Source organism: Curtobacterium sp. MCBD17_013, from assembly GCF_003234565.1.
Lineage (GTDB): Bacteria > Actinomycetota > Actinomycetes > Actinomycetales > Microbacteriaceae > Curtobacterium.
In genome coordinates this window covers 208,895-231,920 of the sequence record NZ_QKTU01000003.1, presented here as the reverse complement: position 1 = coordinate 231,920, position 23,026 = coordinate 208,895, and the positions used below count along the sequence as shown (strand labels likewise).

The window sequence follows — 23,026 nt, the reverse complement described above, 5'->3', positions numbered from 1 at the left end:
CGCCGGGACGTCAGTAGCGGTAGTGCTCGGGCTTGTAGGGGCCCTCGACCGGCACGCCGATGTAGTCGGCCTGTCGGGCGTCCAGCGTGGTCAGCTCGACGCCGAGCGCGTCCAGGTGCAGTCGTGCGACCTTCTCGTCGAGGTGCTTCGGCAGCACGTACACGTCGGTCGGGTACGCCTCGGGTCGGGTCCAGAGCTCGATCTGCGCCAGCACCTGGTTCGTGAACGAGTTGCTCATGACGAACGAGGGGTGGCCGGTCGCGTTGCCGAGGTTCATGAGCCGCCCCTCGCTGAGGACGAGGACGCTCCGGCCGTTCGGCAGGCGCCACTCGTGCACCTGGGGCTTGATCTCGATCCGCTCCGCCCCCTCGAGCCGCTCGAGTCCGGCCATGTCGATCTCGTTGTCGAAGTGGCCGACGTTCGCGACGATCGCCAGGTGCTTCAGCCCGAGCATGTCGTCGACCGTCACGACGTCCACGTTGCCCGTGCAGGTCACGACGATGTCGACCTGGTCGAGGACGGATTCGAGCCGGGCGACCTGGAAGCCGTCCATGGCCGCCTGGAGCGCGCAGATGGGGTCGACCTCGGACACGATGACGCGGGCACCCTGTCCGCGGAGCGCCTCGGCCGCGCCCTTGCCGACGTCGCCGTAACCGACGACGAACGCGACCTTGCCGCCGATGAGGACGTCGGTGGCCCGGTTGAGGCCGTCCGGCAGCGAGTGCCGGATGCCGTAGCGGTTGTCGAACTTCGACTTCGTCACGGAGTCGTTGACGTTGATGGCCGGGAACCGGAGGACGCCGGCGCGCGCGAGCTCGTACAGACGGTGCACGCCCGTCGTGGTCTCCTCGGTCACCCCGCGCAGCTCGGCCGCGATCCGGGTCCACCGGTCGGGCGAGGTCGCGAGCGACTCGGCGATCGTGCGGAGGACGACGAGACGCTCGGCCGCGGCGTCGGACGCCGGTTCGGGGACGGCTCCGGCGGACTCGGCGTCCGCACCCTCGTGCACGAGCATCGTGGCGTCGCCGCCGTCATCGAGGATCATGTTCGGCCCGATCCAGTCGGCGCCCTCGGCCGCGGCCTCGGCCGACCAGTCGAAGATCCGGTTCGTGCACCACCAGTACTCGTCGAGGGTCTCGCCCTTCCAGGCGAACACCGGGACACCGGCGGGGGCGTCCGGGGTGCCCGTGGGGCCGACCGCGACCGCCGCGGCCGCCTCGTCCTGCGTCGAGAAGATGTTGCAGCTCGCCCAGCGCACGCGGGCACCGAGCGCGACGAGGGTCTCGATGAGCACGGCCGTCTGCACGGTCATGTGGAGCGATCCCGCGATCCGCGCACCCGCGAGCGGCTGCGACGCACCGAACTCCTCGCGCAGTGCCATGAGGCCGGGCATCTCGTGCTCGGCGAGGCGGATCTGGTGTCGGCCGGCCTCGGCGAGCGTCAGGTCGGCGACGCGGTGGGGCAGCGCGGTCTGCATGTCGGTGGGCATGACCACCAGTCTCCCACCCTCCGGCCGGGAGGCACGTGGCGGGCTCGCACCGCGCCTCCCGGCCGGCGGGCGGTGGCGACCGCCGGGCGACGGACCCGGCCGGCGTCAGTCGCGCCCGAGGGGCGCGCGGCGCACCACCTGCCACCCCCGTGGGACCGAGAGGCGTTCGGCGTGCCGGCCACAGAGGTCGTACCCGTGCGGCTCGACCCGGATCGACAGCGGTCCCACGACGACCATGGAGTCGGCGTAGTCGTACGTCAGGGTCGCCACGGCCCCCGCCCCGCAGGCGACCTTGCTGCAGATCCGCACGTCCATCTCCCGCCCAACCTACCGGGCACCCGGCAGTACCATGGCCGCATGGTCCGCCGACGCCCCCTCGTGACGCCCGTCGACCGGGCCCGCGGTCGCTCGCGGCACGGCCGGGGCGGGCGCTCGTCGGTCACCGGGCCCGACCTCGCGCCCGTGGTCACCCGGGCCGAGGCGTTCGACCGCATCGTCGGCGACACGGCGCACTACCTGGTCGAGCTGTGGCCCGACGAACTGCGCGGCGTCGTGTTCCAGGTGGCGGACATGCCGTCGACCGCGACCGCACCCGACCCGGCGGACCGGACGGTGCCACGCTGGCGCATCGACCGACGGCCGGACCGCGTGACGATCTACCGGATCCCGGTCGAGCGGCTGACGCACCTGCCCGAGAAGGACGACGTCGACCGCCGGATCGTCGTCGAGACCGCGGTGTTCCGGGCGGTCGCGGAGCTCCTCGACAAGGACCCCTGGGACCTCGCCCCGGACCGGTACCGGCACCTCTGACCCCGTCCCGCCGATCAGGGGTAGACGGTGATCGGCGTCGACGCGGTGGCACCCGGGCGCAGCGGGAACCCGGCGATCCCGGCGTCGCCCGCGTAGGACACTCCCGCGACCAGCCCGCGGACACCGCGGAGCGTGAGCGCGGTGCTCGTCGGCACCGTCGTGTCCGCCGTCGTCCCCGCGGCGACCGTGACGGTCGTGCGCTCCCCGCCCGCCGCCATGGTCACCGTGGCGTCGGAGGTCGTGGGGTTGACGAGCGTGAGGCGGGCGCCGGGACCGTCGACGACGTCGACGAGGGTGGTGCCCGTGAGCGTCGGCGCGGACGCGAACCACCCGAGGTCGGTCCGGCCGTCGGTCGTCGGCGTGCTCGTCCGGGCCCCGGCGACGATCGGCACGTCCGCGGTGACCGTCACCGTGTACCGGCCGTCGGCGAAGTCGTCGAGGGGCACGTCCGTCACGACGCCGCCGTCCGCCGTGGCCTGGACCGTGGTCCCACCGCCGTCCGCGGTCGTCAGGGCCATGGTCAGGTGCGCACTCGCGTCACCCGGCACGAACACGCGGACCACCGGTGCTGCGTCGGCGGTGTCGTCGCCGTGCTGCGCGCCGTCCGTGTCGCGGAGCACGACCCCGGGGATCGTCTGCGTCCGGGACGGTGTCGCCGCCGCCTGCACGACGTCGGCCCCACCCGGGGTGAGGGTCCGCACGATGCTCTCCTGCATGGTGGCGACGATCTGACCGCCGGAGGACGTCACGTGCACGACCGGCGACGCCGCGTCGGAGACGAACCCCGCCAGCGGCACGACCTTCTGCGTGTTCGGTGCGACGACGATGCCGGTGGTGCCGGGCGCCGACACCTTGCCCGTCGTCGTGAAGACGTCGAGGTCCACGGTCGCGTTGACGTCGGTGGGGTTCGCCAGGGTGACGATGCTCGTCCGACCGGTCTCGGTGGAGCCGCCGACGAGCCAGCTCGACGTCGACGGGTCGTCGCACGCGGCGGCGGCGAGGCCCGCGACCTCGTCACCGTCGGCCTCCTGGATGCCGCTCCCGGCGACGGTCGGGGTGGTGCGCCCGGCGCGTGCCGTGACGACGGTCGGGTCCGAGCCACCGCTGCTCGCGGCGGCCAGGGTCGACCGGTGCACCTGTCCCGTGGTCGACGCCGCGGCGACGGTCTCGTGGCCGACCCGGGAGGCCGTGGTCGCGTCCGCACCGGACGCGTCGGCCAGCTGGAGGAGGCCGCCCGCGCACACCCGGGAGGCGTCCGCGGGGACGGGGGTCACGGTCCGCCCGGCGGGTCGCGCCGTGATGCCGGTGAGGTCCGCGGCGTGCGCGGCGCCGATGGTGCCCGCGGCGACGAGCACGGCGACGAGCGCGGCGCTCCCCCGGACCGCCCATCGCCGTCCGTTCCGCTGACCGTTCGTGGGCTGCTGGGTCATTCGCGCTCCTCGTCGAAGGTGGTCGCGGGTTCGTCGGCCTCGATCACGTGCGACACCGCCCGCCGCCGACGCGGCCCCGTGGGGATCGCGAGGAGTGCGGTGGCGCCGAACACGACGCCGAGGACGACGAGGAACAGCGCGTGGGCGGCGGACGCCGCGGCGGTGCCCGTGGCGGGCCGGTCGACGCGGCCGTCGTAGGTCCACAGGACGCCGGTGCCGGTCGCGCCGATGCTCGTGAACCGGGCGTCCTGGCCGATGGAACCGGCGGCGCGGTCGTGCAGTGCCTCGGCGGCTCGGGAGTCGGGTCCGTCCGCGAGCAGGACGAACCGCACGCCGAGCCGGCGGAGGTCCTCGCGCGGGTCGAAGCCGCTCCGGCTGGCGAGGTTCGCCGCGAGCGTCGTCAGGCGCCGGTCGTCCGGACTGAGGCGGTGGGCGGTGGCCTGGACCGTCGACTGGTCGTCGAGCGTCGCCCCCTGCCCGCGCTCCAGGGACACCCCGAGCGTGCCGTCGCGCTGCGGGGTCAGGACGAGCGTGCCGACGTCGGGGTTCGTCCGTGCCTCCGCGTTGACGTAGGCGCTGATCACGCGCCCCGTGGTCGGGCTGATCGCCGCCGTGCCGAGGTACAGACCCGCGAACACCGGCGCGACCGTCACGCCCGTGAGCACCGCGGCGACGAGTCCCAGACCGGGCGCGAGTCGCGGCAGCGTGTCGAGCCCGACCACCGCGGCCACGACGAGCGCGAACCAGGACACGCTGAGACCGCTGCCGGGCCACACGATGGTCGTGGTGGACCCGACGCCGGACAGCGCGAGGTGCGTGGCGCCGAAGGCCGTCAGGTACCCGACGAATGCGAACCCGAGCGCGACCGCGGCGAGGTGCCAGCGTCGGCCGAGCAGCGCACCGATGGCGGTCGCGCCGACCGGGAGCGCGAGCACCGCGAGCGCGATCGGGAGGACCGTGGTGGCGAACCCGGCGGCGTGCGACGCCGTCGTCCACCCGTTCCAGTCCGGGAGCGGGGATCCGATCGCCAGCTGGAGCGCCGACGGCGCCCGGGTGGCGTCGGGCACGCCGGGGTCGGCGAGGACGCCGAGCGGCGTTCCCGCGCGGAGCTGCGTGATCACGAGGGGGGCGAACAGCACGACCGCGGGCAGCGGGATCGCGATGCGCCGGAGGAGGTGCCGCCAGCCGAAGGCGAGGGACGCCAGCCACGTCAGCACGAGCACCGGGATGAGCGACGGGGCGCTCGCGAGCACGGCTGCGAACAGCAGCGCAGCGCCCGCCGACGACGCCCAGGACCGATGGGCGCCGAGGAGGGTGAGGAGCAGCCACGGCAGGAGCACGTGCGCGATCACGGCGCCGACGTGCCCGCTCATCACGGCCGTCACGAGCGACGGCGAGAGCGCGTACAGCGTCGCACCGACGACCGGCACCCAGACCCGCGTCGTGAGCCGGCGCGACGCGAACCACGCGCCGAGGGCCGACAACGGCACCGCGAGCAGCATGACGAGCACGATCGACGTGGACGGTGACCAGAACGTGAGCGTGCCGAGTACCGCGAGCACCGCCGCGAACGGGTCACTCGGCCCCGTGAACCCGGTCGTGTGCCATCCGTACCCGACGTTCTGCCAGAGCCGACCGACCGTCGTGCTGAGCGGCAGCAGCCCGCCACCCGTCAGCGCGGGTGCCCCGAGCAGCGGGCCGAGCAGCACCGCCGTGACGACCGCGGCGGCGAGGACGGTCCACAAGCCGCCGTCGCCGAGGAACGACGCGCGGGGCACGGCGGCGTCCTCGACCCGGGCGAGCTCGAGGTCGCGCGCGGTGACCCGGTGCTCCCGGACGCGGCCCAGACTCACGCGGAGCGGCTCGACGGCGGCCCAGCCGACCCGGCGGTTCCGCGCGAGGGTCCGACGTGCCCGTCCCACGCCACCGCCGAAGGCCACGGCGACGGCGGCACCGATCTCGGCACCGACGGCACCGGGGTGCTTCGCGACGAGGCGCCCGACGCTCCGGACGATCGCGAGCGGCACGAGCGACAGCCAGTGGAGCCAGAGGACCGCGGGCGGTGCGTACACGAGACGCCGGTGCAGCTGGGCCTGCCGCCGGAAACGGAGGCGACGGGTCTCGGACACCGACCGTCGTCCGAAGTCCTCGGGGCCGCCGGCGCTCGTCACCCGGGCCTCGGGCACGACGCTGACGCGGTGGCCGGCGAGCCGCGCCCGGACGCAGAAGTCGAGCGCGGCGTCGACGTGCGGCAGTCCCGGGTCGAAGCCGCCGAGCGCGGTCCAGACGGAACGGCGGACGAGCATCCCGGCGACACCGACGCCGAGCACGTCCGCGTGCGCGTCGTGCTGTCCCTGGTCGAGCTCGTCGGCGACGAGGACCGTCGACCGTCCGAAGCGGGTCATGCTCTCGCCGAACTCCCGGATGCGCGTGGGCTCCTGGGCGACCATGACCTTCGGCCCGGCGACCGCGACGGACGGCGCGATCTCGACCGCAGCGAGGAGCTCGGCGAGCGCGGTCGGCGCGGGGGCGTTGTCGTGCCCGATGAGCCACAGCCACTCGTCGACGGACTCGTCGGGTGCGGCGTGCGGTGCGACGCGCTCCCCCTGGGCCACCGCCTCCCCGAACGGCCGACCGGCCGGGATCCGTGCGAGCTGCGCGGACCCGCCGAACGAGAGCTCGTCGGTCGAGCCGTCGGTGGACCCCACGTCGACGACGACGAGGGCTTCCGGGGGGCGGGTCTGGGCGGCGAGCGCGTCCAGGGTCCTGTCGAGGAACTCCGCGCCGTTGGCGCAGACGAGGATCGCGGTGACTCTGGGCTGCATGACGCCGGTCACTCTACGTCCGGTCCGGAGCGGCTCCCGGGAGGCGCGGCGCGCGTTTCGGAGACCGCTCCCGCCGACGCGGATCCGGTGCCGACGACCGGACTAGGCGCGCTTGCGCAGCTTCCGTCGTTCGCGCTCGCTCATGCCGCCCCAGATGCCGAACCGCTCGTCGTTCTCGAGCGCGTACTCGAGGCACTGGGAGCGGACCTCGCACGAGGTGCAGATCTTCTTGGCCTCGCGCGTCGAGCCGCCCTTCTCCGGGAAGAACGCCTCGGGGTCGGTCTGCGCGCACAGCGAGTCGACCTGCCAGGCGAGCGGGTTGTCCCCCTGGTCCTCGCCGGCACGACGGACCCCGGGGACGCCGAGGTCGACGGGGTCGACGTGCCAGTCGTCCGGGACGCCGGACCGGAAGTCGGAAGCGTTCACCCTGATCACCCCTTGCTCCACCGCTGAACGGTCGTGTTGGCCACGGTCGCGGCGAGCGCCGCAGCACTAATTACACAGGTGTGATTCCCTGAGGTCAAGTCGGCGGATCATAAAACCGTCGACCTCGTATCGAAGGTCATGTCCCCCGTTCTGGCGTGTCGCGCGGCGCGTCGTCCGTGGTGTACGGGGCCGCCGGACGGCGGTCAGGAGGCGTTTCGGCGGGCCTCCCAGGCGCTCGTCACCATCTCGTCGAGCGAGTGGCGCATGGCCCAGTCGAGGTCGCGCGCGGCGAGTTCGCCGGTCGCGACGATGCGTGCCGGGTCACCCGGACGGCGGGGCGCGACGGTGGGCTCGAAGTCGATCCCGGTGCCCCTGGCCATGGCCGTCATGATCTCGCGCACGGACACACCGTCACCGCTGCCGAGGTTGTACGCACGCTCGAGCCGGTCCCCCGCGTCGAGGCGCTGGGCGGCCACCGCGTGCGAGTGGGCGAGGTCCGCGACGTGGATGTAGTCACGGACGCACGTGCCGTCGGGCGTCGGGTAGTCGTCGCCGTTGATCCGCGGCGTCCGTCCGGCCAGCAGCGCGTCGAACACGAGCGGGAACAGGTTGTGGGGGCTCGCGTCGTACAGATCGGGTCCACCGGAACCGACGACGTTGAAGTACCGCAGGCTCGTCGTGCGGAACCCGGCCGCGACCTCCATGTCGTGGAGCAGCCACTCGCCGATGAGCTTCGACTCGCCGTACGGGGACTCCGGCGCCTTCGGGGTGTCCTCGACGACGACGTCGACGTCGGGGGTGCCGTACACCGCCGCGCTCGACGAGAACACGACCCGGTCGACACCGCGGTCCGCCATCGCACCGAGCAGCGTCGCCATGCCGGTGACGTTCTGCTCGTACGTGTGGAGGGGACGCTCGACCGAGACGCCCGCGTACTTGAACCCCGCGACGTGCACGACACCGGTGACACCGTGCTCGTCGATGGCGTGCCGCACGAGGTCGCCGTCGAGGATCGTGCCCTGGACGAACGGGACGTCCTCGGGGACGAACGACGCGAACCCGCTGGAGAGGTCGTCGAGGGCGACCGTCTCGAGCCCCGCGGCCCGCAGGGCGCGTACGACGTGGGAACCGATGTACCCGGCACCGCCGGTGACCAACCAACTCATGGCGCTACCGTACCGGGACGGCGCGCCCCGACCGCGGCTCAGGCGGGGGTGGCGATGAAGACGGTGGCGGTGCCGCCCCCCGCGGCGTCGGTCTCGACGGTGACCGTGCCCTCGTCGGGCGTGACGTAGCAGGACTCCCCCCGGCGCAGCATGGTCGCCGACCGTGCTCCGACGAGGGTCGCGGCGCCCTCGGTGCAGATCGCGATGGACGGTCCGCCGAGCGGCACGACCCCGCCGGCGCCCAGCCCGGCCGTGGCACCGGCGCTCGACACGCGGACGAGTGCGAACCCGACGCCCGCGGGTGCGAACCGGTCCACACCCGGCGCGACGGGCTCGGGCGTGAGCAGCGGCGGCGGCCCCGGCGTGAAGTCGAGCACGTGCAGCAACTCCGGCACGTCGACGTGCTTCGGCGTCAGGCCACCGCGCAGGACGTTGTCCGACGGCGCCATGAGCTCGATGCCGAGGCCCTCGAGGTAGGCGTGGATGTTGCCGGCCGGCAGGTAGAGGGCCTCGCCCCGGGCGAGCGAGACCCGGTGCACGAGCAGGGCGACCGCGACGCCCGGGTCGTCCGGGTACGACGCGGCGAGGTCGACGACGGTCGCGGTGTTCGGCGTCGGGTCCTCGACGGCGGTCGCGAGTTCCCCGAGCACACGCACGAGGGAGCGCGCGTCGTCGTCCGCGGTGACGAGCCAGCGGACGGTCTCCTCGAGGCCCTGGTCGCGCAGCCGGTCGGCGAGCGGCGCCGTGCGACCGGTCCCGCCGTCGATGCGGACGATGTCGGCGAGCGCCTCGTCCACCGGGCGGAACCCGCTCAGGGCCTCGAACCGCTCGCTCAGCGCGACGACGAGCTCGGGCTTCGGGTACGGGTCCTTGTAGTTGCGCTCCGCGGCGTCGACGGGGATCCCCGCCGCCTCCTCGCGCGCGAACCCGTCGCGGGCCTGCTCGGGCGTGGGGTGCGCCTGCAGTGACAGCGGTGCCGCGGCGGCGAGCACCTTGAGCAGGAACGGGAGGCCCTCGGCCCCGCCACCGAGCGCGGCGTCCGGTTCCTCGCGGATCCAGTCGGCGAGGGTGTCCGCACCACCGACCATCGCCGGGTTCACCACGACGCTCGGGCTGCCCGGGTGCGCTCCGAGCCAGAGTTCGGCCTGCGGCTGACCGGTGACGGTGCGGCCGAGGAGTTCGGGGATCGCGGTGCGGGAGCCCCAGGCGTAGTCGCGCGGGGTGTTCGTGATGCCGAGGAACATGGCTCCGACCATATCGGCAGGGGCCGACGGCAGTGGTCCCGGGCCCGCGGCCCGGTAGCCTCGTCGTCGTGACGAACACCTGGCCGTGGACCCGCGGACGCGTCCCGGAGCGTGAGGCGTTCGGCTTCGCCGCCACCGTGCTCTTCATCGTCTTCACCGGCGACGGCATCCCGAACACCATCAGCTGGATCGGATGGGCGGTCGTCTGCGCCGGCGCGGGTGCCTGGGGGGTCGCGATCGCGATCCGGGCCCGGCCGTCGTTCCGGCGCACGCCGAACGCCCTGTGGGTGTACATCGCGTGGTGCCTCGTGAGCGTCGCGTGGTCGCACTGGCGGGTCGCGACGACCGCGAGCATCGCCGCGCAGCTCCTCTGCGCCCTCATGGCGGTCGTCATCGCCTCGACCCTGAGCTGGCGGCGGATCCTCGACGCGCTGAGTCTCGCACTCCGCTGGGTCCTCGCCCTGTCCCTCGTGTTCGAGGCGGCCGTCGCGGTCCTCGTCCGCCACCCCGTCTACCCGGTGTGGACGCACTACGGTGGCCGGCACGTGCCGGCCGCGTTCGCGTTCTCGCGGGCGGAACTGTTCACCGGCGGACGCATCCAGGGCCTCCCGGGCAACGCGAACCTCCTGGCCATGGTGGCGTTGCTTGCCGCGATCGCGGTCGGCGTGCAGCTCGCCGAGGGGCGCATGCGGCGCGTGCGCGCGACCGGGTGGCTCTCCGTGGCCGCGGTGCTGTTCCTGCTCACCCGCTCCTCCACGGTGGTGGCCGCCGCGGCCGTGACCGCGCTCGTGCTCGTCGGTGCGCTCGTGATCCGTCGCGTGCCCACCGGACGACGGACCCCGCGGTACCTCGCCGGGATCGCGATCGCGTTCGTGCTCGCCGGCCTCGTGGCGCTGCTCTGGCGGCCGGTGCTCGCGCTGGCGGGCAAGAGCCCGGACCTGACCGGACGCGGGAAGATCTGGCGGGCGGTGTGGGGCCTCGTCGAGCAGCACCCCGTGCTCGGGTGGGGGTGGCTCGGGTACTGGTGGCCCGCCATCGAGCCGCTGAACCACCTCGCCGTGCGCAACGGCGTCACGTACCTGCAGGCGCACGACGCGTTCCTCGACGTCTGGATGCAGACCGGCGTCGTCGGGGTGGTCCTGTTCGGCCTCGCCGTCCTCACGACGCTCGTGCGGTCGTGGGCGAGCGCCACGGCGTTCAGCTACGACGCCGACCACCGCCCGCGGGCGTTCGCGCCGGTCTCGCTGCTCGCCCTGCTCGTCGTGGTGGCGCTCCTCGTGCAGAGCGTCACGGAGTCCCGGCTCCTCTACGAGGGCGACTTCATCCTCTTCGTGCTCGTCGCGGTGAAGACCCGGATCGTGGCCGTCGGCGACGAACCGCCGTCGATCGGGGACGGACCGCGTGTGCCGGTCCGCAGCCGGTCCTTCCGTCGTGCCGCGGCCGGCCGCTGACCCGCGACCGGCTACGGTTGACGCCGACCCCGCCCCCGTCCGAGAGGACCCCATGACCGCGCCGGCCGTCCTGCGCTCCCGTCCGCACCCGCTCGAGGTCGTCGGCATGGTGCTCGCCACCGTGCTCCTCACGGTCCTGAGCGCCGCGGACAAGCTCACCTGCTCCAAGGGCGTCTTCGCCTCGAACGGCGCGAGCACCGACCCGTACCAGGACGTCGTCCGCAAGGCCTGCTACTCGGACGTGCTGTCGCTCTGGGGCAGCCGGGGGCTCATCGCGCACCTCGTGCCCTACGTGCACGGGACGTACACGGCCGACCCGCCGGCGGTCCACGGCGGCACGGTCGAGTACCCGGCACTGACGGGCCTGTTCGTCTGGCTCACCGCACTCCCGGTGTCCACCGACGTCGGGTTCCTGCTCGTCACCACCTGCGTGTTCGCGGTCGTCGGCGTGCTCGTGACCCTCCTCCTGGTGCGTGTCGCCGGTCGGCGGGCCTGGGCCTGGGCAGCGACGCCGCCGCTCGCGCTCTACGCCCTGTACAACTGGGACGTCTTACCCGTCCTGATGACCGCGCTCGGGATCGCGCTCGTCGTCGCGGGCCCGCGGCGCTGGTCGCCCACCACCCGCGTGCTCCTCGCGGCCGCTGCGTTCGGGGTCGGCGGCGCGCTCAAGCTCTACCCGATCATGTTCGTGCTCCCCCTGGCCCTCGCGGTGCTCACCGACGGACGCGGTCGGACGATCGGTCGGCGTCTCCTCCGGGCCCTCGCGCCCATCGGCGTCGCGGTGGGGGTCGTCGCGGTCGTCAACGTCCCGCTCGCGGTCGTCAACTTCACCGGGTGGTTCTCGGTCTTCCGGTTCCAGGCCGCCCGCAACATCGATCGCGCGACGCTGTCGATCTGGTACTGGGGGCTCCGTCCGTGGTCCGACGACGGCACCGAGCACATCCAGCACCTGATGAGCGCGGCGTCGACCGCCGCGACCGCCGTCGGCATCGTCGTCGTCGTGGTCGTGAGCCTGCTGCTCGCACGCGGCGGTCGGCCCTACCCCTGGCTGCAGACGAGCGCGGCGCTGCTGTGCGTGTACATGGCGTTCAACAAGGTGGACTCGCTGCAGTACACGCTCTGGCTGCTGCCCTTCTTCGTCACGGTGCGGATCCGCGTCGGTTGGATCGCCGCCTACCTCGTGGCCGACCTGTGCGCGTTCGTCGGGTGGTTCCGGTGGCTGTACTACCTGACGCTCGGGCATCCGACCGGGACCACGTGGGCCGACCAGGCGCTCGCACTCGGCGTCTGGGGACGGGCGGTGCTGCTCGTCTGCATGGTCGTCGCGTTCCTGGCGTCACCGACGGCGCGCCTGCGGGGCACGGCGGACCCAGCGCTGCCGGAGCGCGGCTGGACGGACCGAGTGGCGGACACCGGGGACGGCGGCGCCCACGCGGAGCTCAGCGGCGCCGACGCCCGAACCGGCGCTGCAGTCCCCACTGCGTGACCCGCGCCATCGCCTCGAGCACGATCGCCCGGCTCATCTTCGAGGTGCCGAGCACGCGGTCGCGGAACTCGATGGGGCGCTCGACGATGCGGCCTCCCGCGTCGTGCACCCGTAACGTCATGTCGACCTGGAAGCAGTAGCCCTTCGAGTCGATGGTGTCGAGGTCCATCTGCGAGATCGCGTCGGCGCGGTACACGCGGAAGCCGGCGGTGATGTCGTGGACGTCGAGCCGCAGCATCCACCGCGCGTACCAGTTCCCGCCGCGGCTCAGGAGCTCCCGCGACCGCGGCCAGTCGACCACAGAGCCCCCCGTGACCCAGCGCGACCCGATCGCCAGGTCGACGCGGGCTCCGGCGGGTGCGTCGGCGACCGCACGGACGAGGTCCGGGAGCGCGGACGCCGGGTGCGACCCGTCCGCGTCCATCTCGACGAGCAGGTCGTACCCACGCTCGATCCCCCATCGGAACCCCGCGACGTAGGCGGTGCCCAGGCCGAGCTTGCCGCTGCGGCGCATCAGGTGCACGCGATCGTCCCCCGCCGCGATGGCGGCCACGATGTCCGCGGTGCCGTCGGGGCTGCCGTCGTCGACGACGAGCAGGTGCGCTTCGGGCACCACCCCGAGGACCCGTTCCGTCACGGCGGTGATGTTCTCCGCTTCGTCGTAGGTGGGGACGATGACGAGCGGACGGACGGACGACGGCATGGTGCGGACGGACTCCTCGGACGCGAGCGTGGACGGTCGAGCGTATCCCATGCTCGGTCACGCGCCCGGGAACGGCCGCCGTGCCGCGTGGTCCGGGCCGCGGCGCTCCGGGTACGAGATGATTGGTCCGTGAGCTCAGCACCCGGACGCCGTGTCCTGGCGCGCCGGTACGTGTCCGCGTGGATCGGGTTCTCCGCCGGCGGCCGGTTCTCGCAGGCGCTCGCGACCGTGATCGTGGTGTTCGCGTTCGGGTCCCCGACCGTGCACGTGCTCGTCGGCGCGGCCGGCACCGGTGCGGTCCTCGTGTCCCTGGTGGTCCTGGCCGGTCTCAGCCTGCTCGGGCAGCGCTACCGGATCGACTGGCACGGCGTGCTCCCGTTGAGCCTGCTCGGCCTCGTCGGGTACATGGCGCTCAGCGTCCTGTGGAGCACGTACTCCTGGTCGTCCCTGCGCGGGTTCGCGTCCACGATCGGGTTCGTGTCCCTCGGGCTGTACCTGGCGCTCGGACGCGACCTCGTGCAGGTGGTGCGCGCCTCGGGCGACGCGCTCCGGATCCTCGTCGTGACGTCACTCGGGCTCGAGGTCCTGAGCGGCCTCGTGCTCGACGTCCCGATCCCGGCGCTCGGGATCACCGGCGACATCGCCTACGGCGGCCCGATCCAGGGCGTCGGCGGCACCCGGAACTTCATGGGGTTCATCGCGGGCATGGCGCTCGTGACGTTCGTCATGGAGATCCTCACGCACAGCGTCACCCGGTGGCGGGGCATCGCGTCGGCCGCGCTCGCCCTCATCACGCTCATGCTCGTCCAGTCCCCGATCACGGGCATCGCCATGATCGCACTCGCGGTGGCGGCGCTCGCGATCGTCGCGCTCCGCCGGGCACCGCTCCCCCGCCGTCCCGGCATCAACGCGGCGCTCGGCGTGCTCCTCCTCGCCGCCGTCGTCACGGGGTTCGCGCTGCGTCACCCGTTGCTCCGCGGGATCGGAGCGGCCGAGGGCACCGCCACCCGCATCGCCCTCTGGTCGCGGATCCGGATCCTCATCGAGGCGTACCCGATCCAGGGCTGGGGCTGGGTGGGCACCTGGCCGACCGACGTGTTCCCGTTCGACACGCTGCTGACCGAGTCGGGTCGCCCGTTCGGTTCCGGCCTCAACGCCCTCGTCGACGCCTGGTTCCAGATCGGGCTCGCGGGCATGCTCGTCCTCGTCGCGACCGCCGGACTGGCGTTCGCGCGTGCCTGGGTCACCGCCACGACGTTCCCCGGGGTCGCCTACGTGTGGCCCGCCGTCGTGCTCGTCCTCATCGGCGTGACGAGTGCGGCCGAGAGCTACCTGCTCCACGGCGCGGGGTTGATGATGTTCGTCACCGTGCTCGTGATCACCGCGCGACGCCGGTCCTGGCGCTCACGCCTCCGGCGCCCCTGAAGCCCGTGCACCGGTGCCCCCGCGGCGTCCGCCGGTGCGTGGGTGCACGCGCCGTGGGTGCACCCGCCGTGGGCTAGTGCTCCAGCCAGGTGCACGGCACTGCGGCCACCCACCCGGTCGGGGCCTCGAGGAGTCGTGCCGGCTGCGCGGGTCGGACGTCGCACTCCGCGGTCCACGCCGTCACCTGGTCCGACCACAGCGGCCCGGCCTCGCGCTTCTGGCCGTCGACGGGCGCGTTCAGGGCGAACGCCACGGCCACCGCGGCGGCGACGACTCCGGCCACGGCGAGGAGGCCGACCCGCAACACCCGACGCCGTGCCGCGACCGCGCGGGCCGCGAGGACGTCGGCGGCGACGAGGACCGCGGCGAGCAGGAACATCGAACTCGGCGCACCGTAGCGGATCGTCCAGACGGTCCGCAGCTGCGCGGTCGTGTACTCCGCGTACTCGTAGACCGTGTTGGCGTTGAGGTACACCGACCCCGCCCAGACGAGGAGCGAGCCGTACAGCAGCACGACGATCGCGCCGCGCTGCCACCAGCCGCCGAGCACCACGCCGAGCACGAGCAGGGCGAGGACGAGCAGCGCCGGCACGACGAGGACCACGAACCCGTGGATCGCCGCCTCCGTCCCGACGTCCGCGATGTTCCACGTCGCGGCGCCGCCGACGACCTCGAGGAGGTAGCCGACGACCATGTCGGCCACCGAGACGGGCACGTGCTCCGAGGCGGTCCGCGCGTTGGACAGCGTCGTCAGGACCTGTGCACCGGTGCCGATGACGGCACCGGCGACGACGGGCCACTTGCGACGTGAGCGGATCCCGACGAGGAGCACGGGCAGGAACGCGATCGACTGGATCTCCGAGAGACCGATGAGCACCGCGACGACCGCCAGCACGCCGGAGTGCCACCACGACCGGACGACGACCCCGAACACCCACGGGGCGAGGAACAGGAGGTACGAGTGGATGTTGGCGGCGTTGCCGGAGATCTCGATCGGGGCCAGCGGGAGCAGCACGGGCACGAGACCGAGGAGCACCCGAGCCACCCAGGACCGGACGACGGCGCCGGACAGGACGAACACGCCCGCGCCCGCGGCCGCGGCGACGGCACAGCAGAGGGCCGTGTCGACCTCGGCGAAGCGGCCGGGTGACGCCACGTGCTCCGCGAGGGCGATCACGGCCCGCGGGACGACGTGCAGGTACCCCTGGTAGGGCACGAGGAGCGACCCGACGGTGCCGTGGGTGAACAGATCCTGCAGGAAGAAGCGGCCGTCCTCGGCCCAGAGCGTCCCCCGGCTCTCGGGAGTGAGCCGGAACCACGCGACGAGCGTGCCGACCGCCCACAGCGCCACGGCGCCGATCGCGACGACGACAGGGTGGACCGTCCGGTTCCTGAGCACCGCACGATCATGCCAGACCGCTCACCCGCTCCGTCGCCACGGCACGGCGAGCGTGTCCGGCGGCCTCACCCGCGTGGGGCGAGCGTCTCCCGCGGCCTCACCCGCGTGGGGCGGGCCGGTCTCCCGCGGCCGCACCCGCGCACGCCGCGGTCAGCGGACGGTGACGGTGCTGCAGCCGAGCGTCGGGTTGCTGCCGCCGGTCGCGTCGATCGCGTAGACGCACACCCGGTGGCTGCCCTTCGCGGCCGGGACCGTGGCGTCGAACCCGTGCGCCGTGCCGATCCCGCTGAAGGAGCGGGCGACGTCCGGTCGGCTGGTCGACGCGGTCAGCGCGGTCGCGCGGGTGTCGACGTACACGTGGACCGCGATCGACGTCGTCGGTGCGTCCGGGTCGAACGTCCACCCACGGACGTGGACGCCGCCGGTCACCGCCGCGGCCTGGTCGAGGCTCCCCTTCGGGGCCTGGTTGACGACCGAGACGGTCCGACAGCCGAGGCTGGTGTCCGATCCGGCGCCCGTGTTCACGGCGGTCACGCAGACCGTGTGCGACCCGTTGCCGGCCGGCAGCGAGGTCGAGAACCCGTGTGCGGCCCCGTACACCGGGTAGAGCCGCGCGACGTCCGAGCGTGACGCGGAGGCTGTCACCCGCTGCGCCTTCCCGTCGACGGTCACCGTGACGGCCACCGGACCGGTGGTGTCCCCGTCGAGGGCCCAGCCCGCCACCGCGACCGAGTTCGTCGTGGTGGTCACGCCGTCGAGCGACCCCGTCGGGCTCGAGCCCGGGACGTGCACGGTGCTGCACGACCCGATGAGCGCGTTCGAGCCCTCGTCGACGTTGATGCCGTAGACGCACACGGTGTGGGTGCCGGCGGTCGCCGGGAGCGTCTCGTCGAACCCGTGCGCGGACCCGAGCCCGGAGGCGCGACCGACGTCGGAGCGCGCGCCGGACGCGAGGGTGGTCGTGTGCGTGTGGTCGACGTAGACGGCCACGCGGATGGAGTCCGACGTCTGGGGATCGAGCGTCCACCCGCGGACGCGGATGCCGCCCGGCGACGCCTGCGCCTGGTCCACCGCCCCGATCGGGGACGCGCTCGTCACGGTCAGCGTCCGGCACCCGAGCGCCGTCGTCTGGCCGCTGCCCACGCCGACCGCGGTCACGCACACCTGGTGACTCCCCGCGGCGGCGGCGAGCGTCCCGGAGAAACCGTGGTCCGAACCCCGGCCCGGGTAGGCCCTGCCGACGTCCGCGCGCGTCTGGTCGGCCGTCATCGTCGTGGGGCTGCCACCGTCCACCGTGACCCGGACCCGGATCGGGTCGTCGACGTCGCCGTCCATCGCCCAGCCTCGGACGCTCAGCTCGTCGAACCCGCCGGTCGCCCCGTCGAACGACCCGACCGGCGACGCCGCGCCGGCCGTCGGGTCGCCGAACCAGTCGTTGTACAGGCGCCAGAAGTTCCGGTTGCCGTACGCCGAGCACGCGTCCCCGGTGCCGTAGAGGTTCGCCAGCGCCGCCGCGTTCGGCGTGTACGGCGTGTAGTAGTAGAGGTCGGCGGTCGCCTGGTCGGTGATCGTGACCGACTTGGTGCCGCACGAGGTCGGGACGTCGTACTGCACCGCGGCGGTCGTGCCGGGTGCGTACCAGGTGAAGTACTTGCTCGTGCCGGCGGGGTTCGCGTACCGCTTCCACTGCCAGGCGGCCCAGTACACCTGGTTGCCGACCCCCGAGTACGCCGGGTCGCAGGCGCCGTTCGTCGTGTCCGGGCAGGCGTAGCCCATGGCCCGCGAGAGCACGCCCGACGAGGGCTTCTGTGCGGTGCTGCCCGACACGAGTCCCTGCTCCTTCTGCAGGGTCACGAGGATCACCTTGGGGCTGATGCCGCACGCGACCGCCACCCGGGTGATGATCGTCGCCGCGCTCAGGCCCGATCCGCCGGTGACCGCCCCGCACATGGGGTCGGCGGCGTGCGCGTTCAGCGACGACGTGCCGACGTTGAGGCACGAGGTCGACTTGCACGTGCCGATCTGGTCGTCGAGGAACGACTGGACCGCCGACGCGGACATCGCGTCCCCGTCGAAGAAGTTGGCGTCCGAGATGATGTTCCCCGCCTGGAACGACGACCCGCTGAGCGCGCGGGCGGCTTCCTCCCCGGGCGAGCGCGGTGCGACCTGGAACCCGACGAGCACGGTGGCCAGGGCGAGCACCGCCAAGACCGTCGCCAGGAGCTTGTTCACGTCGTCGGTCTCCTCTTCGCCGTGGCGTCGGTGCTGGTCCGGTCCGCGGGCGCGGCGATCATCGGATGAGGTCGCATGACCACATCAGGTCCTCAGGGTCACTCAGGCTACGGGAACCACTCCAGTCACACAGCCCCCGATCCGTCCCCCGAACGGGCGGCACGACGGAACGGCCGGGAGGCTCGACACACCTCCCCGAGGCCGCTGCGGCGGGAGGGTGTGCTCAGTCCGCCTCGAGGAGCTCCTCGACCCGCCGACGGTCCGCACGGGTGGCACCGTCGCCGCGACGGGCGCGACGGGCATGGCGGACCAGGCCCGGGGCCTCCCGGACGAGACGCCGCCACTGCGCGGGCGTGAGCTGTGCGCGGTCGGGGCGCGCGAGGTCGAGGAGGGCGCGCACCGTGGTCCGGAGCACCACCCGCAGCGTCGTGCCGGCCGTCGCGTTGCGCAGGACGACCGCGAGCCGGTTCCGGATGCTCTGGTAGCGGACCAGAGGTGAGTCGCTGCCCGAGCTCGCCGCGTGCCGATGGACCACCACGGCGTGCGGCGCGTGCCCGATGTCCCACCCTGTCAGGCGCAGCCGCCACGACACGTCGACGTCCTCGTAGTACATGAAGAGGTGCGGATCGAACCCGCCCACCTGGTCGAGCGCCTCGCGACGGATGAACGCGGCGCCGCCGCTGAACCCGAACACGGGGGTCGTCTCACGCGGCCCCTCGATCGGGGCGAGCCAGTCGCGGTCGCGGCCGTTGCCGCTCCGGGACAGCACGACGCCCGTGCCGTTGACGAGGTGGACGCCGCCCTCCGAGCGCCGCCAGCGTGCCCCGTCGGGCGCGACGAGGTCGTCGGGGTCGCGGCCGTCCGGGTCCGGGCGGAAGGTGCCCTCGAGCAGGGCGGTCGCGGCGACCGCGGCGGTACGGGGTCCGGCCGCCTCGAGCGCGGCCACGCCGTGTGCCAGGAAGCCGTCGTCGGCGACCGCGTCGTTGTTGAGCAGGGCCACGACCGTTCCCCGTGCGGCCGCGATCCCGGCGGTCACCCCGCCCGCGAAACCGCTGTTCCGGTCGATCGGCACGACGACCACCCGCGGCAGGTCGCGACGGAAGCGGGCGACGTCGGCGTCGCGGGCCTCGTTGACGACGAGCACCACCTCGACGTCGTGCTCGCTGCGCTGCGCGAGGACGGACTCCACCGCGCGCACGGTCAGGTCGGCGCGGTGCCAGTCGACGACGACGACCGAGACGAGCATCCGACCATCATCCCGCACCACCGGCGGTCTCCACGGTCCCGCGCCGGGGGGCTGGCTATACTCGCCACGGCCAGTGCGCCACGACCGCCGTCGACATCTGGAGATCCCGTCTTGACCGTCACCACCACGGGCACCGTGTCCGTCGTCATCATCAACTTCCGCGGCACGGACGACACCCTGGAGTGCGTCGCGCGGTTGAACGAGGTCGACTGGCCCGCACGCCAGCTCGAGATCGTCGTCGTCGAGAACGGCTCCGGCGACGACAGTGCGACCCGCCTCCGGGCGGCCCTCGGCGACCAGGCGAACGTCAAGCTCGTCGTGTCCGACGAGAACCTCGGGTTCACCGGCGGCAGCAACCTCGGCGCCCGCACGGCGACCGGCGAGTTCGTGGCGTTCCTCAACAACGACGCCAAGCCGGACCCCCAGTGGATCCGCGAAGGGCTCGCCGCGTTCGCCGCGAGCCCCCGCATCGGCGCGGTCGCCAGCAAGGTCCTCGACTGGGACGGCACGGCGATCGACTTCGTCGAGGCCGGGCTGACCTGGTTCGGCATGGGCTACAAGAACCACACGACCGAGCCCGACGACGGCCGGTTCGACCGCGAGAAGGACATCCTCTTCGGCACGGGGTCGGCGCTCTTCGTGCGCCGGGCACTGTTCCTCGAGATCGGCGGGTTCGACGAGGACCTGTTCATGTTCTACGACGACGTCGACCTCGGGTGGCGGCTGAACCTGTACGGCTACCGCGTCCGCTTCGCGCCGAACTCGATCGTGTACCACAAGCACCACGGCTCGATGAAGAGCTTCGGCGAGTACCGCGAGATGTACCTGCTCGAGCGCAACGCGCTGCACATGCTCTACAAGAACCTCGACGACGCCAGCCTCGGCACGATCCTCCCCGCGGCCCTCGCCCTCCTCGCCCGTCGCGCCGTCGCCAAGGGCGAGCTCGACAGCGAGTCGTACGACCTCCGCCGCTTCACCGGGGCACCGGACGAGCACGAGCCGACCACACCGGTGTCGAAGGACACCGTGGCCGGTCTGTTCGCGGTCGACCAGTTCGTGGCCGACCTGCCGAAGCTCCGGCAGAGCCGGGCCGAGGTGCAGTCCCGTCGGGTGAAGACCGACAAAGAGGTCTTCCGGCTCTTCGGGAACATCTTCCACCCGCTGTTCGGCAACGACTACTACCTCGAGGGCTTCACCGCCATCCAGGACGCGTTCCAGGTGAACCGGCCGATGATGCGCAAGCGCGTCCTCATCATCACGGGCGACGCCCTCGGCGAGAAGATGGCCGGGCCGGGCATGCGGGCGTGGAAGATCGCCGAGGCGCTGAGCGAGCACAACGACGTCCGCCTCGTCACCTGGAACGTCGCCAACCGGGCCTCGGACCAGTTCGAGGTGCACCGCGTCCGTCTGCAGGACGAGCGCGCGATGAAGGTGCACGAGGAGTGGGCCGACGTCATCTTCTTCCAGGGCTTCGCACTGCGGCACTTCCTGACGCTGCAGGCCTCGAACAAGATCATGGTCGTCGACCTCTACGACCCGATGCACCTCGAGCAGCTCGAGCAGGGACGCGAGATGGGCGACGCCGCGTGGCGGAACCAGGTCCTCGTGACCACCGAGGTCGTCAACGAGCAGCTCCAGCGCGGCGACTTCTTCCTGTGCGCCTCGGAGCGACAGCGGTTGTTCTGGATCGGGCAGCTCGCGGCCGTGGGTCGCGTGAACCCCGACACCTACGCGCAGGACGAGAACCTGAAGTCCCTCATCGCGATCGCACCGTTCGGCATGGACTCGACGCCGCCGCAGCACACCCGCAAGGCGATCCGCGGTGTCGTGCCCGGCATCGGCGAGGACGACAAGGTCGTCATCTGGGGTGGCGGCATCTACAACTGGTTCGACACCCCGACCCTGGTCGAGGCCGTCGCGAAGGTCGCCGAGCGCCACGACGACATCCGCCTGTTCTTCCTCGGTGTCGCGCACCCGAACCCCGACGTGCCCGAGATGGCCATCGTGGCGAAGACCCGCGAGATCAGCGAGAAGCTCGGGCTGACGAACAAGCACGTGTTCTTCAACGAGCAGTGGGTCGCGCTCGACGACCGCCAGAACTACCTGCTCGAGGCCGACGCCGGCGTCTCGACGCACTTCGCGCACGTCGAGACGACGTTCTCGTTCCGCACCCGGATCCTCGACTACATGTGGGCGAACCTGCCGATCGTCACCACCGAGGGCGACAGCTTCGGCGACCTCGTGGCCGCCGAGGGCATGGGCGTCTCCGTCCCGGAGCGTGACGTCGACGCCCTCGCCGACGCACTCGAGGCGATGCTCTACGACGAGGCCGCCATCGCCGAGGCCCGAGCACAGGTCGCCCGGGTCCGTGCGGACTTCACCTGGGAGAAGGCGCTCGCGCCGCTCATCGAGTTCGCGCACGACCCGTACCCGGCTCCCGACCGCGCGAACGCCGCTGTCGAACGGGAGCGCACGGGCGGAGGCGTCGTCATCCCGCAGATCGGCAAGTCGCGCGAGCAGCGGTTCCACGAGATCGCGAACAGCCGGCACGGGCTCCGTCGCGACGTCATGCTCGCGAGGCACTACCTGACCGACGGCGGCGTCCAGGAACTCGCGGGCAAGGTGCGCAACCGTGTCTCGACGATGCGCGCGAGCAAGTACGGACGCTGAGTGCGTGGCGGTGCCGGCCGGATCGGCGCGAGGTATAGTTTCCTGTTCGTCCGACGAGTGAGGTACACATGAGCACGACCATCGCCGACCGGACCGTCGCCGACCGGACCGTCGCCGACCGGTTCGCCCGTCTCCGCACGGAGCAGCTGGTGCCCGCGGGCCGGACCGCCGGGGGTACCTGGGGGTCGGTGCGCGAGATCCACGGTCAGCGCCAGCTCCTGGACCTCCTGATCCGCCGCGACCTGAAGTCCCGCTACAAGGACAGTGCACTCGGGTTCGCCTGGTCACTCATCCGGCCGCTCGTCCAGCTGGGGATCTACTGGCTGATCCTCGGCAAGATCCTTGGCTCGTCCCGGGCGATCCCCGAGTTCGCCATCTACGTGTTCGCCGGGCTGACCCTGTACGGGCTGTTCAGCGAGATCGTGTCCGGCGCGACCGGCTCCGTCGTCGCGAACGCGGGCCTCCTCAAGAAGGTCTACGTCCCGCGCGAGATCTACCCGCTCTCCGCGGTGGGCGGCGCGCTGTTCAACTTCGGGATCCAGATGGTGATCCTGCTCATCGCGACGGCCGCGTTCCGGTCCTTCCCGATGAACGAGGGGATCCTGTTCTTCTTCCCCGCCACGCTCGTGATCCTGATCTGGGCCACCGCCATCGGCCTGCTGTTCTCGGCACTCAACGTGTACCTGCGGGACATGGCCTACCTGGTCGAGGTCCTGATGATGCTCTTCATGTGGGCGTCCCCGATCGTCTACTCGTGGCAGATGGTGCACGACCGGGCGATCGCCGCGGGGATCAGCTGGATCCTGCCGATCTACGAGAACAACCCCGTCACGCTCGCCATCCTCGGCTTCCACCGCGCCTTCTGGACCGCCGGCGGTCCCGAGCAGTACCCGGACCACATGCTCCTCCGCCTGGTGATCGCCGGTGTCGTGGGACTCGTCGCGCTCTTCTTCTGCCAGCGGGCGTTCGCCCGACTGCAGGGGAACTTCGCACAGGAGATCTGAGTCCTCGGGACCGAGAAAGG

Annotated in this window: 17 protein-coding genes; 6 read left to right on the top strand and 11 right to left on the bottom strand. The window is 72.5% G+C overall.

Features of this window, described 5'->3' with window-relative positions; all coding sequences use genetic code 11:
* Positions 1-10: 10 nt before the first annotated feature.
* Both ahcY and DEI81_RS05795 read right to left on the bottom strand, forming a co-directional pair.
* The gene (gene ahcY, locus DEI81_RS05800) at positions 11-1,489 is read right to left on the bottom strand and encodes an adenosylhomocysteinase (RefSeq protein WP_111009636.1); all 1,479 of its coding nucleotides are present in this window, start codon (positions 1,487-1,489) and stop codon (positions 11-13) included.
* A gap of 105 nt (positions 1,490-1,594) precedes the next feature.
* A complete protein-coding gene (locus DEI81_RS05795; protein WP_111009557.1) occupies positions 1,595-1,804 on the bottom strand; it encodes a DUF3499 family protein in 210 nt (69 codons plus the stop codon).
* 42 nt (positions 1,805-1,846) lie between these two features.
* Between DEI81_RS05795 and DEI81_RS05790 the strand changes: the two genes are divergently transcribed.
* Positions 1,847-2,299, top strand: a complete 453-nt coding sequence (locus DEI81_RS05790) for a metallopeptidase family protein (protein WP_111009556.1) — start codon at positions 1,847-1,849, stop codon at positions 2,297-2,299.
* A 14-nt stretch (positions 2,300-2,313) separates the two neighbouring features.
* Here DEI81_RS05790 and DEI81_RS05785 read toward each other — a convergent pair whose 3' ends face one another.
* The 5 genes from DEI81_RS05785 to manA form a co-directional block, all read right to left on the bottom strand.
* Positions 2,314-3,729 carry a DUF5719 family protein gene (locus DEI81_RS05785; protein ID WP_111009555.1) on the bottom strand — a complete coding sequence of 472 codons (1,416 nt, stop codon included), beginning with the start codon at positions 3,727-3,729 and terminating at the stop codon, positions 2,314-2,316.
* Positions 3,726-6,554 carry a glycosyltransferase family 2 protein gene (locus DEI81_RS05780; protein ID WP_146244026.1) on the bottom strand — a complete coding sequence of 943 codons (2,829 nt, stop codon included), beginning with the start codon at positions 6,552-6,554 and terminating at the stop codon, positions 3,726-3,728. The genes DEI81_RS05785 and DEI81_RS05780 overlap by 4 nt, the downstream gene beginning before the upstream one ends.
* Before the next feature lie 102 nt (positions 6,555-6,656).
* On the bottom strand, positions 6,657-6,980 hold the full coding sequence (locus DEI81_RS05775) for a WhiB family transcriptional regulator (protein ID WP_111009635.1): 324 nt from the start codon (positions 6,978-6,980) through the stop codon (positions 6,657-6,659).
* Positions 6,981-7,183: 203 nt separating this feature from the next.
* Entirely contained in the window at positions 7,184-8,146 is a 963-nt protein-coding gene (galE, locus tag DEI81_RS05770; RefSeq protein WP_111009553.1) for a UDP-glucose 4-epimerase GalE, read from the bottom strand.
* Positions 8,147-8,184: 38 nt separating this feature from the next.
* On the bottom strand, positions 8,185-9,390 hold the full coding sequence (gene manA, locus DEI81_RS05765) for a mannose-6-phosphate isomerase, class I (RefSeq protein WP_111009634.1): 1,206 nt from the start codon (positions 9,388-9,390) through the stop codon (positions 8,185-8,187).
* Positions 9,391-9,458: 68 nt separating this feature from the next.
* On the opposite strand from manA, the gene DEI81_RS05760 reads away from it, so the two are divergent.
* Both DEI81_RS05760 and DEI81_RS05755 read left to right on the top strand, forming a co-directional pair.
* A complete protein-coding gene (locus tag DEI81_RS05760) occupies positions 9,459-10,841 on the top strand; it encodes an O-antigen ligase (protein ID WP_146244025.1) in 1,383 nt (460 codons plus the stop codon).
* Between the two features lie 52 nt (positions 10,842-10,893).
* Complete coding sequence (locus DEI81_RS05755; RefSeq protein WP_111009551.1) at positions 10,894-12,327, top strand: hypothetical protein; 1,434 nt, start codon at positions 10,894-10,896, stop codon at positions 12,325-12,327.
* Here the strand turns inward: DEI81_RS05755 and DEI81_RS05750 are convergent.
* The gene (locus DEI81_RS05750) at positions 12,281-13,030 is read right to left on the bottom strand and encodes a polyprenol monophosphomannose synthase (protein ID WP_111009633.1); all 750 of its coding nucleotides are present in this window, start codon (positions 13,028-13,030) and stop codon (positions 12,281-12,283) included. The genes DEI81_RS05755 and DEI81_RS05750 overlap by 47 nt on opposite strands.
* Positions 13,031-13,159: 129 nt before the next feature.
* On the opposite strand from DEI81_RS05750, the gene DEI81_RS05745 reads away from it, so the two are divergent.
* On the top strand, positions 13,160-14,455 hold the full coding sequence (locus DEI81_RS05745) for an O-antigen ligase family protein (RefSeq protein ID WP_146244024.1): 1,296 nt from the start codon (positions 13,160-13,162) through the stop codon (positions 14,453-14,455).
* 73 nt (positions 14,456-14,528) lie between these two features.
* Here DEI81_RS05745 and DEI81_RS05740 read toward each other — a convergent pair whose 3' ends face one another.
* The 3 genes from DEI81_RS05740 to DEI81_RS05730 all read right to left on the bottom strand — a co-directional run bounded on the left by DEI81_RS05740 (position 14,529) and on the right by DEI81_RS05730 (position 19,332).
* Complete coding sequence (locus tag DEI81_RS05740; protein ID WP_111009549.1) at positions 14,529-15,854, bottom strand: hypothetical protein; 1,326 nt, start codon at positions 15,852-15,854, stop codon at positions 14,529-14,531.
* 150 nt (positions 15,855-16,004) lie between these two features.
* Positions 16,005-18,086 (bottom strand): hypothetical protein, encoded by a 2,082-nt coding sequence (locus tag DEI81_RS05735; protein ID WP_111009548.1) that lies wholly within the window; start codon positions 18,084-18,086, stop codon positions 16,005-16,007.
* Between the two features lie 223 nt (positions 18,087-18,309).
* Complete coding sequence (locus DEI81_RS05730) at positions 18,310-19,332, bottom strand: glycosyltransferase family 2 protein (RefSeq protein ID WP_111009547.1); 1,023 nt, start codon at positions 19,330-19,332, stop codon at positions 18,310-18,312.
* 111 nt (positions 19,333-19,443) lie between these two features.
* Between DEI81_RS05730 and DEI81_RS05725 the strand changes: the two genes are divergently transcribed.
* Both DEI81_RS05725 and DEI81_RS05720 read left to right on the top strand, forming a co-directional pair.
* A complete protein-coding gene (locus tag DEI81_RS05725; RefSeq protein ID WP_220035633.1) occupies positions 19,444-22,002 on the top strand; it encodes a glycosyltransferase in 2,559 nt (852 codons plus the stop codon).
* A gap of 68 nt (positions 22,003-22,070) precedes the next feature.
* Positions 22,071-23,006, top strand: a complete 936-nt coding sequence (locus tag DEI81_RS05720; RefSeq protein ID WP_111009546.1) for an ABC transporter permease — start codon at positions 22,071-22,073, stop codon at positions 23,004-23,006.
* Positions 23,007-23,026: the final 20 nt, after the last annotated feature.

What these genes read in the sequence shown, in the direction of transcription:
- DEI81_RS05730 (WP_111009547.1), bottom strand. Translation starts at nt 19,332, where the DNA reads ATGCTCGTCTCGGTCGTCGTCGTCGACTGGCACCGCGCCGACCTGACC.
- DEI81_RS05755 (WP_111009551.1), top strand. Translation starts at nt 10,894, where the DNA reads ATGACCGCGCCGGCCGTCCTGCGCTCCCGTCCGCACCCGCTCGAGGTC.
- DEI81_RS05790 (WP_111009556.1), top strand. Translation starts at nt 1,847, where the DNA reads ATGGTCCGCCGACGCCCCCTCGTGACGCCCGTCGACCGGGCCCGCGGT.
- galE (WP_111009553.1), bottom strand. Translation starts at nt 8,146, where the DNA reads ATGAGTTGGTTGGTCACCGGCGGTGCCGGGTACATCGGTTCCCACGTC.
- DEI81_RS05795 (WP_111009557.1), bottom strand. Translation starts at nt 1,804, where the DNA reads ATGGACGTGCGGATCTGCAGCAAGGTCGCCTGCGGGGCGGGGGCCGTG.
- DEI81_RS05750 (WP_111009633.1), bottom strand. Translation starts at nt 13,030, where the DNA reads ATGCCGTCGTCCGTCCGTCCGCTCGTCATCGTCCCCACCTACGACGAA.
- DEI81_RS05785 (WP_111009555.1), bottom strand. Translation starts at nt 3,729, where the DNA reads ATGACCCAGCAGCCCACGAACGGTCAGCGGAACGGACGGCGATGGGCG.
- DEI81_RS05720 (WP_111009546.1), top strand. Translation starts at nt 22,071, where the DNA reads ATGAGCACGACCATCGCCGACCGGACCGTCGCCGACCGGACCGTCGCC.
- DEI81_RS05780 (WP_146244026.1), bottom strand. Translation starts at nt 6,554, where the DNA reads ATGCAGCCCAGAGTCACCGCGATCCTCGTCTGCGCCAACGGCGCGGAG.
- manA (WP_111009634.1), bottom strand. Translation starts at nt 9,390, where the DNA reads ATGTTCCTCGGCATCACGAACACCCCGCGCGACTACGCCTGGGGCTCC.
- ahcY (WP_111009636.1), bottom strand. Translation starts at nt 1,489, where the DNA reads ATGCCCACCGACATGCAGACCGCGCTGCCCCACCGCGTCGCCGACCTG.